This window comes from Synechococcus sp. R55.4 (assembly GCF_047461935.1).
Classification (GTDB): domain Bacteria; phylum Cyanobacteriota; class Cyanobacteriia; order Thermostichales; family Thermostichaceae; genus Thermostichus.
The window spans coordinates 1-14,679 of the sequence record NZ_JANSIF010000009.1 but is presented as its reverse complement, the minus strand read 5'-3'; the positions used below and the strand labels follow the sequence as shown (position 1 = coordinate 14,679).

General features: G+C 59.7%; 14 protein-coding genes and 1 riboswitch. Of the genes, 8 read left to right on the top strand and 6 right to left on the bottom strand.

Features of this window, described 5'->3' with window-relative positions; translation table 11 throughout:
- The first annotated feature begins 101 nt into the window (after window positions 1–101).
- Genes obgE through NW842_RS03530 form a run of 4 tightly spaced genes read left to right on the top strand, consistent with a single transcriptional unit; the run spans window position 102 to window position 2,985 of the window.
- Window positions 102–1,145: a GTPase ObgE gene (obgE, locus tag NW842_RS03545; RefSeq protein ID WP_414342608.1), complete on the top strand. Its 1,044-nt coding sequence runs from the start codon at window positions 102–104 to the stop codon at window positions 1,143–1,145.
- A 60-nt stretch (window positions 1,146–1,205) separates the two neighbouring features.
- A complete protein-coding gene (locus tag NW842_RS03540; RefSeq protein ID WP_414357583.1) occupies window positions 1,206–1,580 on the top strand; it encodes a hypothetical protein in 375 nt (124 codons plus the stop codon).
- A gap of 18 nt (window positions 1,581–1,598) precedes the next feature.
- Window positions 1,599–2,312, top strand: coding sequence for an L-threonylcarbamoyladenylate synthase (locus NW842_RS03535; RefSeq protein WP_414374128.1), 714 nt, complete (start codon window positions 1,599–1,601; stop codon window positions 2,310–2,312).
- A 55-nt stretch (window positions 2,313–2,367) separates the two neighbouring features.
- Window positions 2,368–2,985 carry a PAP/fibrillin family protein gene (locus NW842_RS03530; RefSeq protein WP_414357585.1) on the top strand — a complete coding sequence of 206 codons (618 nt, stop codon included), beginning with the start codon at window positions 2,368–2,370 and terminating at the stop codon, window positions 2,983–2,985.
- Between the two features lie 8 nt (window positions 2,986–2,993).
- Here the strand turns inward: NW842_RS03530 and NW842_RS03525 are convergent, their stop codons facing one another.
- The 6 genes from NW842_RS03525 to trpC form a co-directional block, all read right to left on the bottom strand.
- Window positions 2,994–3,890 (bottom strand): hypothetical protein, encoded by an 897-nt coding sequence (locus tag NW842_RS03525; RefSeq protein ID WP_414374126.1) that lies wholly within the window; start codon window positions 3,888–3,890, stop codon window positions 2,994–2,996.
- A gap of 97 nt (window positions 3,891–3,987) precedes the next feature.
- Window positions 3,988–5,028, bottom strand: a complete 1,041-nt coding sequence (locus tag NW842_RS03520; protein ID WP_414374148.1) for a sirohydrochlorin chelatase — start codon at window positions 5,026–5,028, stop codon at window positions 3,988–3,990.
- Between the two features lie 32 nt (window positions 5,029–5,060).
- Window positions 5,061–5,197, bottom strand: a riboswitch (cobalamin riboswitch).
- Between the two features lie 127 nt (window positions 5,198–5,324).
- Window positions 5,325–7,640, bottom strand: coding sequence for a heavy metal translocating P-type ATPase (locus tag NW842_RS03515; RefSeq protein WP_414374124.1), 2,316 nt, complete (start codon window positions 7,638–7,640; stop codon window positions 5,325–5,327).
- Between the two features lie 112 nt (window positions 7,641–7,752).
- Window positions 7,753–7,947, bottom strand: coding sequence for a heavy-metal-associated domain-containing protein (locus tag NW842_RS03510; RefSeq protein ID WP_414357588.1), 195 nt, complete (start codon window positions 7,945–7,947; stop codon window positions 7,753–7,755).
- Window positions 7,948–8,011: 64 nt separating this feature from the next.
- A complete protein-coding gene (locus NW842_RS03505; RefSeq protein WP_414357589.1) occupies window positions 8,012–8,251 on the bottom strand; it encodes a DUF5340 domain-containing protein in 240 nt (79 codons plus the stop codon).
- A 65-nt stretch (window positions 8,252–8,316) separates the two neighbouring features.
- The gene (trpC, locus tag NW842_RS03500; protein WP_414357590.1) at window positions 8,317–9,237 is read right to left on the bottom strand and encodes an indole-3-glycerol phosphate synthase TrpC; all 921 of its coding nucleotides are present in this window, start codon (window positions 9,235–9,237) and stop codon (window positions 8,317–8,319) included.
- A gap of 283 nt (window positions 9,238–9,520) precedes the next feature.
- Here trpC and hmpF point away from each other — a divergent pair, with 283 nt between their 5' ends.
- The 4 genes from hmpF to fabD all read left to right on the top strand — a co-directional run bounded on the left by hmpF (window position 9,521) and on the right by fabD (window position 14,590).
- A complete protein-coding gene (hmpF, locus tag NW842_RS03495) occupies window positions 9,521–11,254 on the top strand; it encodes a pilus motility taxis protein HmpF (protein WP_414374122.1) in 1,734 nt (577 codons plus the stop codon).
- Between the two features lie 360 nt (window positions 11,255–11,614).
- Window positions 11,615–12,712, top strand: a complete 1,098-nt coding sequence (gene plsX / locus NW842_RS03490; RefSeq protein WP_414357597.1) for a phosphate acyltransferase PlsX — start codon at window positions 11,615–11,617, stop codon at window positions 12,710–12,712.
- The gene (locus NW842_RS03485) at window positions 12,712–13,719 is read left to right on the top strand and encodes a beta-ketoacyl-ACP synthase III (RefSeq protein ID WP_414374120.1); all 1,008 of its coding nucleotides are present in this window, start codon (window positions 12,712–12,714) and stop codon (window positions 13,717–13,719) included. Before plsX ends, NW842_RS03485 begins: the two co-directional genes overlap by 1 nt.
- Window positions 13,720–13,723: 4 nt before the next feature.
- The gene (fabD, locus tag NW842_RS03480; protein WP_414342607.1) at window positions 13,724–14,590 is read left to right on the top strand and encodes an ACP S-malonyltransferase; all 867 of its coding nucleotides are present in this window, start codon (window positions 13,724–13,726) and stop codon (window positions 14,588–14,590) included.
- Window positions 14,591–14,679 lie beyond the last annotated feature (89 nt).

Below are 14,679 nucleotides of genomic sequence, written 5' to 3'. Positions count from 1 at the left end.
TGTGGCTGGGAAATACCATCGTAGCTTAGAGGAGCGTCTTTTGTGGCAAGTTTCCCGGCATCTTGCCAAGCTGGAAGATAGAAGATTTGGGAGAAGAACGATTGCACTTTATCGACCAAGCCGAAATTGAAGTGCAAGGGGGGAATGGCGGGGATGGCATCGTTGCCTTCCGCCGTGAAAAGTATGTGCCGGCTGGGGGGCCATCCGGCGGCAATGGCGGGCGGGGCGGCTCGGTGATCTTGGTGGCCGATCCCGGCCTGCAAACTCTGTTGGATTTTCGCTTTCAACCGGTGATCAAGGCGGAACACGGGGCCAAAGGGGGGCCCAACCATCGCAGCGGGGCCAGTGGTGCGGATCGGCTGGTGCGGGTGCCCTGCGGTACTGTGGTGTTCAATGCGGAGACGGGGGAATTGTTGGGCGATCTGGTGGGCAAGGGGGATCAATTGCTGGTAGCCCGTGGGGGCAAAGGCGGCTTAGGCAATGCCCATTTTTTGAGCAACCACAATCGCGCCCCCCGCCAATTCACCAAGGGCGAAGCGGGAGAACGGGTGCGCCTGCGCCTGGAGCTGAAGTTGATTGCCGAGGTGGGCATTGTCGGCCTGCCCAATGCGGGCAAGTCCACTCTGATTTCGGTGGTCTCCTCTGCCCGCCCCAAGATTGCTGACTACCCCTTCACCACGTTGCAGCCCAATTTGGGGGTGGTGCCCCATCCATCGGGAGATGGGGTGGTGTTTGCCGATATTCCGGGGCTGATCGAGGGGGCGCACTTGGGGGTGGGGCTGGGCCATGAGTTTTTGCGCCATGTGGAGCGTACCAGGGTACTGATTCATTTGGTGGATGGCACGGCGGCGGATCCCGTCAAGGATTACCAGGTTATTCAGCAGGAGCTGCGCGCCTACGGCCACGGGTTAATCGATAAGCCACAAATCCTGGTTTTGAACAAGATCGATGTTCTGGATCCCCAGCAGGTTGCCGAGCGCGCCCAGAGGCTGTCTGCTGCTGCCGGCACTTCGGTGGTGACCATTTCTGCGATTGCCAAGCAGGGGCTGGATGCCCTCTTGCAGCGGGTGTGGCAGTGCCTGGGTCGGGGATCCCAACAGCCTGCGCAGTTGGATCTTGTGGGGGCAAAATCCATCCAGTCCTAGGGCAGAAGAATCTTAGAATGGGAAAGCCCCTGCCTTCCCAGAACCCAGAGACGAGTGGCCATGTATATCTCGGCGGAGGATCTGCCACCGGATTTGCGTCAGATTATGTTGGCCGTTGAACAGGCGGCTCAGGCGAGGGCGGGAGCGTGTGTGGAGCTGCTGATGCTCCTGCGGCTGCTGGAGGAGTTGCACCGCGCGATCCTGGAAGGTGCCTTTCGGGAGTCTTTGCCCAACACCCGTCAAGCTCTGTATCGGGTGCTTCAGGATTTGGAAGAAGCCGGCGACTGGCCCTATCTGCCCCGTCTGCACATCCAAGCCCTGATGCAACAACTGAAGGACTGGCCCGAATCTCAGGGATCCCTGCCGGTGTCGGTGCCACCGACCCCCCGCCCTCTTGTGGAAAACCCTTTGGGGGGGAGCTGCTCCGAGTCTTGACCTCTTTCCACCTGCCCGATGGCCGAGTATTTTAAGCTGCATCCTCAACAGCCCCAGGCCCGTTCCATCCGGCGGATCGCGGCGGCTTTGCGGGAGGGGGCGGTGATGCTTTACCCCACCGATACAGTCTATGCCATTGGCTGCGATGTGACCCACAAACAAGCAGTGGAGCGGGTACGCCGTATCAAGCAGCTCTCCAACGACAAGCCTCTTACCTTTTTGTGCCCTTCTCTCTCACGCATTGCCCACTATGCCCAGGTAACCGATTCGGCCTATCGGCTGATGCGGCGGCTGATCCCGGGCCCGTTTACGTTTCTGTTGCCGGCCACCAAGCTGGTGCCCAAGTTGGTGATGGAGCCCAAACGGAAAACCACCGGCATCCGCGTGCCCGACTCGGCCATTTGTCAGGCTTTGCTGGAAGAGTTGGGCAATCCAATTGTCTCCACCTCTGCCAAGCTGGGGGGGGATCCCGTCGGATCCCTGGGCTTAAGTTTTGGGCAAACCTGGGAATGGGAGAGCGATCCCTGGGATGAGGGTGGGATCTTTGCGGCTGAGGAAATGCGGCAGTTGGAAAAACAGGTGGATCTGGTGCTGGATGACGATGCCCCCCGCCGGGCCAAGGTCTCTACGGTAATCGATTTGACCGGATCCGAGCCGCTGGTGGTGCGGGCCGGGCTAGGGTATGAGCAGGTGGCAGATCTGAACCTGAAACTGGTGGGAGAAGACGGTTAAGGGCAGAGGGATCCCGCGTTCTCTAAAATAGGGTCAGTGCCTTCGGAGTGTGCCCATGTCTGAGGCCCTGGCTCAGCAAAAATCGGCTCTGCTGCACCTACTGGAGGCGACCGACCGGGGCCGGAAAGTTTCCCCTGACCAAAAAGCCCAGATTTTGTCTCAAATTGCCGTCCTAGAAGCGCTCAACCCCACCCCCAAGCCAACATCGGCTCCTGAAGGGTTGGAGGGGAACTGGCTCACCCTATTTACCACGAGCACAGCTCTGCTGCGGCTGGCACAGTTGCCTTTTTTGACCACCGGCGAGATCTACCAGTGTATTCGGGCCAAGGCTGGACGGGTCTTCAACGTGGCGGAGATCCAGGGATCCGGCTGGCTGGGGGCTTGGGTGCCACGGGGAATCTTGGCGGTATCGGCACGCTTTTACCCCGAATCGGAGCGTCGGGTGAGGGTGATTTTCGAGCGATTGGTGTTCGGATCCCAAGCTTTGATGAGCTACGAGATCGAGAGTTTTCTCTATTTGCTCGAGCGGGCTCCGGAGCGGATCCCGGCTATTCAAATCGATATTCGCCGCCGCGAGCCAACGGGCTGGCTGGATATCACCTATTTGGATGAAGATTTGCGGATGGGCCGGGGCAGCGAGGGGAGTGTATTTGTCCTGAAACGGGTGAGTTGAGACTTCGGCTAGCCGGAGGGCTTAGAGGGTTCCGTTTCGGCTATTTTGTGAGATAGGTTTTGGGTTAGGGTGAAGCCTATTTCCTGGAGAACTTGCAAGGCGCGGTAGGACTCCCGCAAAGCTTGCAGCTCTTGCTGAGTTTGCTCCAGTTGCCGGGCTTTTTGCTCCTGTAAGAAGCGCAGCCTTTGATTTTCGGACGCCGTGCGACGCAGAACGTGCTTGAGTTTCTGCTTCTGCTGCTGAAGCCGAGTCCGCCTCACCTCCAACTGCTGCAGTTGGATTTCTTGGAGTTCCAGTTCTATTTTCAGAGTGGCGACCTGCATCTGGAGTTGGCGAAGTTTTTGGTTGAGCTCTGGCTCTGGTGTGGGTTTTGCCGACTCAGGGCTTGGGGAAGAAGGTGATGACAATTCTTGTAGGGGCTGCAACTGTTGGGCCTTGGCCTGCGAAGCTTGATCCTGGTGCTGCTCGCCCTGCAGTCTTACTTGAGTGTGTTCGCTTACTTCGGTTTCAGTTTCCGTCTGCTGCTCAGCTTGATCAAGAATTTGTCGATCGCGGATCTGGGTTTGAGGATCCTCGTCAACCGACTGCAAAGGGAGAGAATCCTCCTCGGGTTGCCGAGGGTTGCCGCCATAATCGGCGGGATCAAAGGGAGACAGAGCCGCTACCAGCGAGGCCCGAAAATCAGTCCAGGAGCCCGACTGCAGACCCATCTGAACCACCCGCCAGGCCCCATAGGAGGCCCCAGCGGCAGCCAGGATCCCAGGGATCCCGGCCAAGGATAAGGAAACCCTGGGCAGGGTTGGCAGGATCTGATCCAACAGCCCCACCACCAGAGCGAAGACGAAAATCCCGCTCCCCGCAGCAGCGGCACCCGAGACCCAAGAGGAGCGGGAAAACATCGTCATTGGCTTTTCGTTATCACAATCGCTAGAGCGGGAAAACCAGGTTCAAAAATGGCCTGTCTGCACTCAGTTTATCCCGCCAGCAGCCTCTGTTTCCCTCTCAGGGCACCTGCCAAGCCCGTTGGTGGTAGCCCTCTAATTGGGCCCAGGGATCCCCAGCCGCTGCGTGGGTATGGCCGTGGTCGTGGTGAGGGTGGGAATGAGGATGGTGATGGGATCCGTGCCCGTGATGGTGGTGATGATGCTCGTGAGGATGGTGATGGGTATGCCCAGCTCTGACCTCTGCGCTCACGGCCAGGCGAAACTTGCACAGGTGGCAGTTCATTTGGGTTTGGCCCTGTAGGGCTTCCTGCTCCAGTTGCTGCAGGCTGTGCAGCACCGTGTCCACAAGGCCCAATTCCGGCAGCATGAGCCAGTCGATTTCCGACTGTCGTTGTCGTTGTTGTTCCACTGCCGCCTCAATTTTTTTCACCAGCACTCCGGTAAACAGGAAGTAGGGCAGCACGATCACCCGGCGCGGATGCCAGGACAAGGCCCGCTCCAATCCCACGGGCAGGCGGGGATGGGTAATGCCGATAAAGCAAGTTTCCACAGCGGCAAACCCAGATCCTTCCCAAAGCAACCGGGCCAGTTTACAGGCTTCGGCATTGGCCTCGGGATCGCTGGAGCCGCGACCCACAAACAGGAGCACGGTTTCTGCTTCTGGGATCCGCTGCGGTTGGGCGGCCATCAAAGCGGCCAATCGGTCTCGCAGCAGTTGCAGGATCTCGATGCGGATCCCCAGCGGCCCACCGTAACGAATGCGCAACTGGGGATAGAGGGCCTGCAGGCGATCCAGTTCCATCGTCACATCGAACTTGTTGTGGCGGGCCCCAAACAGCAACAGCGGCAGGGCCACGATCTCCTGCCACCCTTGGGCCAAGCACTGCTCTACCCCCTGGGCAATGGTTGGCTGGGTCAGCTCCAGAAAGCAGGGGATCACCGGTCGATGGGGGGTGAGAGCTTGGTAAGCCTGGGCTAGCTCCAGAAAGGCTTGCTGCCCTTGGGGGTCGCGGGATCCGTGGCCGATGAGCAACAGGGGCAGGGGGACAACAGGAGACTGCCCAACCGCAAGCGGAGGGGAAACACTGAGGGTATTCAACACAAAAAACTCCGTTCCTTGTGAATCGCAAGGGGTACAGGACAACGGCAGGTGGGTGTTCTGGCTGAGGGAGGGATCCCATCACAGTTGCGTCACAGTGGCGGACTTGCACCGCGCTTTCCCCAGTCTGCCTGAGCCTTTTAGGTTAGCTTGCCGCTTGTCGTTCACCAAGCCCCCTGGGGGGATGTCCTTGTCTGCCAGAAGATAGCCCTGAGGCATGAGCGGTACGGCAGACTCATGCTCAAAGGGCAGCAAAACTGTTGCCGCGCTAATCCCCCTTGCCCCTGGGAGAGGGCCTAACGCCGGCCCGCTGGTCTGGGGGGCTGAAAGTGTCGCAGGCGCAGGGCATTGGCGACCACCGAAACGGAACTCAGGGCCATGGCTGCCCCCGCCAGCATAGGGTTGAGCAACCAGCCTGTAAAGGGATAGAGCGCCCCAGCGGCAATCGGGATCCCCAGCGTATTGTAGATAAAGGCGAAGAAGAGGTTCTGGCGGATGTTGTTGAGGGTGGCCCGGCTGAGTTGAATGGCAGTGGCGACTCCGCGCAGATCTCCCGACATGAGGGTTATATCGCTGGCGGCCATCGCCACATCCGTACCCGTACCGATGGCGATCCCCACATCGGCTTCTGCCAGAGCCGGAGCATCGTTAATGCCATCTCCCACCATCGCCACCCGCCGTCGCGGTTGTCTTAGGCTGCGTATGTAAGCTGCCTTCTGATCCGGACGGACTTGGGCAATTACCCGCTGAATGCCTGCTTGCCGAGCAACCGCTTGGGCCGTGGTGGGGTTATCCCCGGTTAGCAGGATCACCTCTAGACCCATCTGTTGCAGCTGTTGCACTGCCTCAGGAGAGGTGGGTTTGAGCGGATCGGCAATGGCCAACAGCCCCACCAGGCTCTGGGATTGGGCTACGCCGATCACCGTTTTGCCCTGGCTTTCCCAATTCTGAACCCGCTCTGACCAAGAGGGATCCCAGGGGATCCCCATCTCCTGTAGCCAGCTCAGCCGACCGATGCGAATCCACTGATCTTCCACCCAAGCTTCTGCCCCACTGCCTACCCTTGCCTGAAAGTGCCAGGCAGGAGGGATCACAATTTTTTCGGCTTCGGCTTTCTGCACCACCGCCTGGGCCAAAGGATGTTCCGAGTGCCGCTCCACCGCCGCTGCCAGGCGCAACACCGCCAGGGGAGAGGAGCCGTGGGCCCAAATATCGGTGACGGTAGGGCGACCTTCGGTCAGGGTGCCAGTTTTGTCCAAGACCACCGTGCGCAAGTGGTGGGCCAATTCCAGGCTGTCGGCACTTTTCACCAGGATCCCCAATTCTGCCCCTCGTCCCGTGGCCACCAGGATCGAGGTGGGGGTTGCCAACCCCAGCGCACAAGGGCAGGCGATGATCAGCACCCCAATCGTGTTCACCAAGGCCAGCGTCAGGTTGTCCGCCAACACCCACCAGAGCACGAAAGTTAGAACTGCCACCCCGATCACTGCCGGCACAAACCAGGCAGTCACCCGATCCGCCACCTGTTGAATTGGGGCTTTGGATCCCTGAGCTTCCTGCACCAGGCGCACGATCTGGGCCAGAACCGTGTCTTTGCCCACCCGCCGCGCCTCCATCACAAAGCTGCCCGTCTGATTCAGCGTTGCCCCAATCACCTCATCCCCCGCCGACTTGAGTACAGGCAGGCTCTCGCCGGTCACCATGGACTCGTCGAGGCTGGAGGATCCCTCTAGAATGACCCCATCCACCGGCACCTTCTCTCCGGGGCGCACCCGGATCCAATCCCCCACCTGCACTTCCCGAATCGGAATATCCTGCTCCACCCCATGGCGAATTACCCTTGCCGTTTTCGGTTGCAGCCCGATCAGCTTGCGAATGGCTTCGGAGGTTTGCCCCTTAGCCCGTTGCTCCATCCACTTGCCCACCAGAATCAGGGTGGTGACCACCGCCGACACCTCATAATAGACATCCGGGTGCAGTCCCTGCCGATGGAAAGAGTCGGGGAAAACCGTTGGGAAAATGGAATAGAAGAAAGCCGCGCTCGTCCCTAAGGCCACCAGCGTGTTCATATCCGCTGAACGCCGTTGCCAAGCAGCCCAGGCTCCCCGGTAAAAATGCCTGCCCACCCAAAACTGCACCGGAGCCGTCAGCAGCAACTGCAACCCAGGATTGTGCAGCCACATGGGAAAGCCCGGGATTTCCATTCCCAGCATCATCGGCAGGGATCCGATCACCAGCACCGTGCTGATGCCCACCCCTATCGCCACCTTGAGCTTCAGTTCCCGTTCTGCGGCCCGTTGGGCGATCCGCTCTGGATCCGACAGATCGTCCAGTTGCCAATCCTCCTGGATAAGGCGCGCCCGATACCCCGCCCGCTCCACCGCCCGAATCAGCGCCTGCGGATCCACCAGCCGGGGATCCCCTTTGACGGTGGCCTGCTCACTGGCAAAATTCACGGATCCGGAGGATACTCCCTGCACCTGAGTGAGGGCCTGTTCGATGCTGCGGGTGCAGGAGGCACAGCTCATCCCTTGCAGGGCCAACTGCCAAGTGCCCTCAGGAGAAGGCGCAGAGGCCGATAGTGCACCCGATGACCCTTTATGGGCAGACATGGCAACACCTTGTTGATGAAACGACAGCTACTCTCCACCCTGGGCAGGGCGAAGGCAGCCATCTGTACAGAAATTCAAAACAGACGCCCGACCGTTCCCGGCCCAAAATTGACTAGGCCGGGGGATATCCCACCTGGGTGAGGGCCTGCCGCAAATCGCTCACAGACCGCCCAGAAGTAATCCGCACCTGTTTGGTTTTGGGATCCCCTTCCACCTGGGCCTGGGGATCCAGTTGCCGCACCGCTTGCGCAATGGTGTCCACGCAAGCCGCACAGGCCAGCTTGGGCACTGTCAAAACAACCTGCATCTTGGGAAACCTCCCCAACCCAATGCCACTGAAAGGATGCTAAACCTTACAGTGGACTGGAAGGTCAAGGGGGAGTCTGAGGCTCGTCCATATTCCAGCGGTAGTCCACCTGATAGCCCCGCTGTCGCCAGTCTTCTTCCAGTTGCACCTGTTGGGTGAGGGCTTTGCGCAGAGAGTTGATCAGCTCTTGTGTGCGGGCTCGGTTGCCGAAATCCTGTTCTTCCACTGCCGGAAAGGTTTGCCGCTCCAATACCCGCAGCAGAAATTCGTAGTGGATGTGAGCCGGCACAGGAATACGTTTCATCGGTCTGAGCAATCCTTAGAGATCCATTGTTCTTAACAGAGATCCATATGATGGAGGGTTCTCATTCACTGAGATGACAACAGGTGGCGCACAGCTTGGCCGGGATCCGGCTGTCTCACCAGAGCTTCCCCCACGAGCACAGAGCGCACCCCCCAGGCCCGCAACTGCTGCAAATCGGCAGGGGTATGGATGCCGGACTCGCTGACAATGGGCAGCTCGCCGAGGAGATCCGAGTGGGCGGCCAACAGGTCGCGCGTTGTGTTTAAGTCCACCGCAAAGGTTCTCAGATCGCGATTGTTGATGCCAATGAGCACCTGCCCTCTGGACTCTTGCAGTTGGGGCAAACGCAGCACCCGCTGCAACTCTTGGGAGGTGTGCACCTCCAGCAGAGCCGCCATGCCCAATTGCCGAATCAGCTTGAGAAAGTAGCCCAAATCCGCATCGGAGAGAATGGCGGCAATCAAGAGCACTGCATCCGCCCCCAAGGCGCGGGCCCAGAGGATTTGGTAGGGGTAGAGAATGAACTCCTTGCACAGGATGGGGATCCCTGCCGCTTGACGGATCTGCCGCAGATACTCGCCACTGCCCTGAAAGAACCGCTCATCCGTCAGCACCGAGAGACAACTGGCCCCACCGGCCTCATAGCTCTGGGCAATGGCCACCGGGTCAAAGGGATCCCGGAGAACGCCGCGGCTGGGGGAGGCTTTTTTGACCTCGGCAATCAAGGAAACAGGGTGAGGAGACTGGGTAAGAGCCGCCACAAAATCCCGCACCGGCGGGGCTTGATCCAGTTGCCGTTGCAATTGCTTCAGGGGAAGCTGCTCCCGTTGGCGCTCCACCTCCTGTTCTTTGTGCCAGACGATCTCTTCCAAAATGTGGCGCGGCTTGGCTTCCGGCGCTGTTGTCTGGTACACCTGAGAGGCTACGACCACCGGCGGGGCAGGAGAACGCCGACGAATAGAAAGCGGCTCACCTTGCAGCTCCATACAAACCCTGAGCAGAACCCTACACCACACCCTAGACTACCTTAGTGCTCCGCCACCGGTTTGAATAGCTACCCCGGACATCCCCAAAACTCATCTGGCGAAGGTGCTTTTTTTAGCCTATGGTTGAGTCTAGAGCGGTAAGGTATAGAGTCTGATGCCATCTTTTGCGCCTTGGGGAGCCCTACTCCGGCAGCCGTTCATTGTTCCCCAGCCAGGGGCGAGGGCTCGGTGGGGTTAGGGTTTGGGATTGGCGTTGTCCATGCTGTTTTGAAGGAGTTCAGGCGTGCTGTACCTGGCAGAGCTATCCAAGCCGATTGGGTTTGCTAAGTCGTCTCTACAATTGCTGGCCAAGCAGCAGCAGGACAATACCTGGGTGGCCGTGAACGAAGAATCGATTACCCTGGAAGGCCGCATTGCCCAGGAGGCCGGGCGTTTCAAGGATGGGTCGCTGGTGCTGGCGGAAATCTCCGGCAGCCGTCAGGTCGCCCGCATCAGCGAAGCTGCTCGCCAACTGGTGACTTACCTGCAAAACTTCAGCCAACTTCAGCTCAAAGCCCGCAGCCAGGAAGAGGAGATCGAGGTTTGGAAACAGTCCCTCACCTTTCAGGCCCATGAGCTTAAACGCCGCGAGATGGATCTGGCAGCCCAAGAAGAAGAGGTGCAGCGGCTGTACGAGCAATACAAAGCCGTAGAGGAAGATCGCAAACTCCTGGACAGCCTCAAAGAGGAGCTGGCAGCCCAGCAAGCTTACTTGGCCGAACAACAGCGGCTGATCGGAGAACAGCGGGAAGCTCTGAATCGACAGCGGCAAGAGTTGGAAGCTCAATTGCAAGAAGCTCGCTCCAGCCGATTGGGGGAAGCAGAAGCAGCGCAGCTACAGGCTTTGGTGCAGCAGCTCCAGGAGACTCTACATCCGGCTGGGGATCCCTTGGCGCTTCTGCAGAGCTTGAAAAGCCACATTCAGCAGCAGCAGGAGCACTTGAATCAACAGATTGCCCAACTGGAAGCAGAACGTCAGCAGGCCCAGATCCGGCAAGACGAGCTGGATCGGGACTACCGCGCTTGGCAAGAACGCCGCGCCGCTTGGTGGGGATCCCGACAATCCCTGGAGCACAGCCAAGCAGAATGGCAAACTCGGCAGGGATCCCTGCGAGCCTATCAAGAACAACTGCAACAGATCACCCGCCACCTGCATTTGCAGGAAACTCTCCAGCAACAGACGTATCGCCTGGTTCAAGAGTACGACTTCATCATCGCCCATCACGACGGCAGGGCAGGATCCGCGGATCCTCCCATCTCGGTGGAAGAGCTAGTCGCTTTGGTCAGCCAACTGCGCCGAGATTACGAGCAGCGGGCGGCCCAGGTCAGCCAGCAGCGGGCCGAACTGGAGCAAAATCGCCAAGCCCTACGGGAGCTGCAAGAGCGTTTGGCCACTGCCTCTCCCGAAGAGCGGTTCGATATCGAAATGGATATTGACTACGCTCAGTCTGCTTGCAGCGCCCTCGAAGAAGCTCTGCTGCCTCAGGAGAAAAACCTACAGCGGGAATACGAAGAGTTGACCCGCCAAGAGGCCCGCCTCAGCCAGCTTCAAGGGCAGGCCGCTGCCGCCCCTACCTTGGTCGATATTGGCCCGATTCTGGATCAGATCGGCAGCCAAAAACAGGATCTCCTTCAAGAAAAAGGTCGCTTGCAGAGCCTCATCCAACAATTGGATTCTTCTTTACCTTCTCAACAAGAGCAGCTTGCCCGCCAACGGCAAGAGTTGGAGCAGCAGTGGCAACACCTGGAGCAAGAGGAGGGATCCCTGCGGGCGCGCGCCCAGGCCATGGCAGAAACCTGGGGTCGCCTGAATCACCTGCAGGCCACCCTCTACCCAGAGCGGGATCGGTGGGCAGCGTTGGCAGGAGAATTGGCGCAGTTGGAGACGGAGCTGGGCCAACACCAGGCCAGAAACTCCACTGCACACGCCCACGTCCAACAGGTACGCTCTCTCTTGGCTGCCCTCACGCAGGCGTGAGGAAGTCCACGTTTCCTATGCAGGGTGGGGAAGAAGCAGCGCAAACGGATCCCTTCGGGCTCGGTGCGGAACCTACGGCCTTGATTGAGGAAAACAAATCTGTTGACATACCCCCCGCTCTAGAGGGCAAGGATTCTGGTTTCTGGTTCTACGACAGCACTTACGAGGAACTGCGTAGCGGTAGGGCGGGGCTTTAGATCCAGTTTTTTGGTACAATTCGGTAGCATCCTGCAGCCATTAAGGCTCCCAATTTTCCGGCAGGGGGACTGCAGAGGTCGCTGCGCTTTCCCTGACGCTTGACTTGCAGTTGCCGAGGATATTCCAGTGTGAGGTCAGCTTGTGCGAATTGCGGTTGATGCGATGGGGGGCGACTACGCTCCCGAAGAGATCATCAAGGGCGCCTTGCTGGCCCATCGGCATCTGCGGGTCGGGATTGCGCTGGTCGGTCGTCCAGAGTCCCTCAAGCCCTTTTTGCCTCAGCCCTTGCCTGCTGGGATCACCATCGTGCCTGCCGAGGACGATGTGGGCATGGCGGAAGAGCCGTTGATGGTACGCAAAAAGCCCAAAGCCTCCATCAACGTCTCAATGCAACAGGTGCGCTCCAACCAAGCCGATGCTGTGGTGGCCGCCGGGAATACCGGAGCAGCGATGGCTGCGGCCTACCTTCATTTGGGCCGGCTGGCAGGGATCGATCGCCCGGCCATTGGTGCTCTTCTGCCCACTTTAAGAGGCAAGCCGGTGTTGCTTTTGGATGTGGGAGCCAATGTAGATTGCCGGCCCCGCTTTTTGGAGCAGTTTGCCCGTATGGGATCCCTCTACTGCCAGTGTGTACTGGGGGTCGAGCGTCCGCGGGTGGGCCTGCTCAACATCGGCGAGGAGCCCAACAAGGGAAACGATTTGGCTCTGGCCACCCACCAGCGCCTGGCCCAATTGCCAGGGATCCATTTTGCCGGCAATGCCGAGGGGCGGGATGTGCTGACCGGGGAGTTTGATGTGGTGGTGTGCGACGGCTTTGTGGGCAATGCCCTCCTCAAGTTTGCCGAGAGCGTCGGACAGGTGATCACCCAGGTGCTGCGGGAGGAGCTGCCCCGCGGTTGGCGCGGCAAGTTGGGCTGCTGGCTGCTCCGACCCAACCTAAAACAGGTGAAGCGGCGGATGGACTACGTGGAGTATGGCGGCGCTTTGCTGCTCGGAGTCAACGGCATCTGCGTGATTACCCACGGCAGCTCCAAGGCGGCGATGGTTTACCATGCCATTCGTTTGGCCAAAGAAGCGGCGGAGCAAAAAATCCTGCAGCGACTGCAGGCGGAGATGGCCGATCCTCGCGAGTCTAATCCCAGCTCTGAACGGCCTTTAAGGACTCCGTCCCGCTGTCGCGAACAGTCCGCCTCTGACTCCGTCCCGCTGTCGCGATCAGAGGTGCTGCCTCTGCGGCCCTTGGATTGCGTGGAAGGGTAGTGTCCATGCCCAGCAATGGCCTCCCGACCGTGCGGCTGGTGGGGGTGGGGGCTGCCCTGCCGGATCCCTGCTTGAGCAACGACGACCTCAGCCAGATCGTCGAAACTTCCGACGAATGGATCTGGCCCCGCACCGGCATTCGTCAGCGGCGCATTCTCCCCCCCCATCTGAGTTTGGTGGACTTGGCGGCTCAAGCGGCGAAGGCTGCTCTGGATCGGGCTGGGATCCCGCCACAAGATCTGGATTTGATCCTGCTGGCCACTTCCACCGGCGTCGATCGGTTTGGCTCGGCCCCTCAGGTGCAGGCAGCTCTGGGAGCAACGCGGGCGGTGGCCTTTGATCTGACGGCAGCCTGCACAGGCTTTGTCTTTGCGGTGGCCACGGCAGCACAGTTTTTGCAAACCGGGCTGTATCGGCGGGCCTTGGTGGTGGCGGCGGATGTGCTCTCCCGCACGGTGGACTGGGCGGATCGCACCACCTGTGTCTTGTTTGGAGATGGGGCTGGGGCAGTGGTTCTGGAGGCGGGGGAAACCGGCGGGATCCTCAGCATTGAGCTGCGCAGCGATGGCAGTGGCAGCCAGCTACTCAGCTTGTCCATGGCTACAGAGGCCAAGCCCCTGGTGGGATCCCTGCAGGTGGGGCAATACCGCTGCTGCCCCATCGCCATGAATGGCCGCGAGGTCTACAAGTTCGCCGTCCAGGCGGTGCCGGAGGTTATCGAGAAGGCTCTCTTCCGGGCCGGGATCCCGGCGGAGGCGGTGCAGGGGTATTTTATTCATCAGGCCAACCAGCGCATTCTCGATGCGGTAGCCAAGCGTTTGCAACTGGATCCGCAGCGGGTGGCCAGCGTCCTAGAGTATTACGGCAACACCTCGGGCGCTTCGGTGCCAATTGCCTTGGCCACTTGGATCGAGCAGGGACGCTTTGGCGCCGGCGATCTGGGGGTAATGGCAGGCTTTGGTGCCGGCCTCACCTGGGGGGCGATTGTGTTTCGTTGGGGGAAATGAATTGATGACTGTTGCCTGGATCTATCCCGGCCAGGGATCCCAAGCGGTAGGCATGGGAAGGGACTTGCGGAACTGGCAGGGAGCAGGCCAGAAGTTGGCTTTGGCCCGCCAGATGCTGGGATGGGATCCCTTAGCTCTGTCGGAAGACCAGATCCACCAGACCGGCTACACACAACCGGCTTTGTTCACCGTATCGGCCCTGTTGACGGACTATCTCTACGCCCAGGGACAGGCTCCTGCCTGCACTGCTGGCCACAGTCTGGGCGAATACAGCGCCCTCTACGCTGCCGGCGTGTTTGACTTCGAGACCGGCCTACGGCTGGTGGCGCTGCGGGGCCAACTGATGGAAGCCGCAGGGGATCCCCCGGGCAGCATGGCGGCAGTGATGGGGTTTGACCGCGACAAGCTGGAGCACCTGTGCCAGATGATCCCCGATGTCACCCTTGCCAACGACAACAGCCCGGATCAGGTGGTGATCAGCGGCTCAGTGGAGGGGGTGCAAGCCGTCTGTGAGCAGTTGCAGGCCAAGCGCACCGTTCCCCTCAAGGTAAGTGGCGCCTTTCACTCGCCCTTTATGCAGGCTGCTGCCGAGGAGTTTGCCCACACCTTGCGCGCTGTTGACTTTCAGCCGCCGCGAGTGCCCGTCTACAGCAACTGCACTGCCACCGCCAGCCGGGATCCGCAAGCCCTTAAGCAGGCGCTGCTGGCCCAGATGACTGCCCCTGTCCGCTGGCGAGAAACCGTGTTGCAGATGGCCGCCGACGGCATCCAAGAGGTGTGGGAAATCGGCCCCGGAAATGTTCTGACGGGCTTGGTGAGGCGAACGGTGCCGACCCTGACGCGGTGCAATTTCAGTAACCTCAGCAGCTAGGGGATCTGCTATGGAGCATGACTCTAGTCAATAATAAGCTCAACTATACTGAAAATAATGTATAATATGTTCAGTACGGATTACTACCA

Excerpts from the sequence above, each read along its gene's own strand:
- NW842_RS03540 (WP_414357583.1), top strand. The coding sequence starts at position 1,206 with ATGTATATCTCGGCGGAGGATCTGCCACCGGATTTGCGTCAGATTATG.
- NW842_RS03535 (WP_414374128.1), top strand. The coding sequence starts at position 1,599 with ATGGCCGAGTATTTTAAGCTGCATCCTCAACAGCCCCAGGCCCGTTCC.
- NW842_RS03530 (WP_414357585.1), top strand. The coding sequence starts at position 2,368 with ATGTCTGAGGCCCTGGCTCAGCAAAAATCGGCTCTGCTGCACCTACTG.
- NW842_RS03525 (WP_414374126.1), bottom strand. The coding sequence starts at position 3,890 with ATGACGATGTTTTCCCGCTCCTCTTGGGTCTCGGGTGCCGCTGCTGCG.
- NW842_RS03515 (WP_414374124.1), bottom strand. The coding sequence starts at position 7,640 with ATGTCTGCCCATAAAGGGTCATCGGGTGCACTATCGGCCTCTGCGCCT.
- NW842_RS03510 (WP_414357588.1), bottom strand. The coding sequence starts at position 7,947 with ATGCAGGTTGTTTTGACAGTGCCCAAGCTGGCCTGTGCGGCTTGCGTG.
- NW842_RS03505 (WP_414357589.1), bottom strand. The coding sequence starts at position 8,251 with ATGAAACGTATTCCTGTGCCGGCTCACATCCACTACGAATTTCTGCTG.
- trpC (WP_414357590.1), bottom strand. The coding sequence starts at position 9,237 with ATGGAGCTGCAAGGTGAGCCGCTTTCTATTCGTCGGCGTTCTCCTGCC.
- plsX (WP_414357597.1), top strand. The coding sequence starts at position 11,615 with ATGGGGGGCGACTACGCTCCCGAAGAGATCATCAAGGGCGCCTTGCTG.
- fabD (WP_414342607.1), top strand. The coding sequence starts at position 13,724 with ATGACTGTTGCCTGGATCTATCCCGGCCAGGGATCCCAAGCGGTAGGC.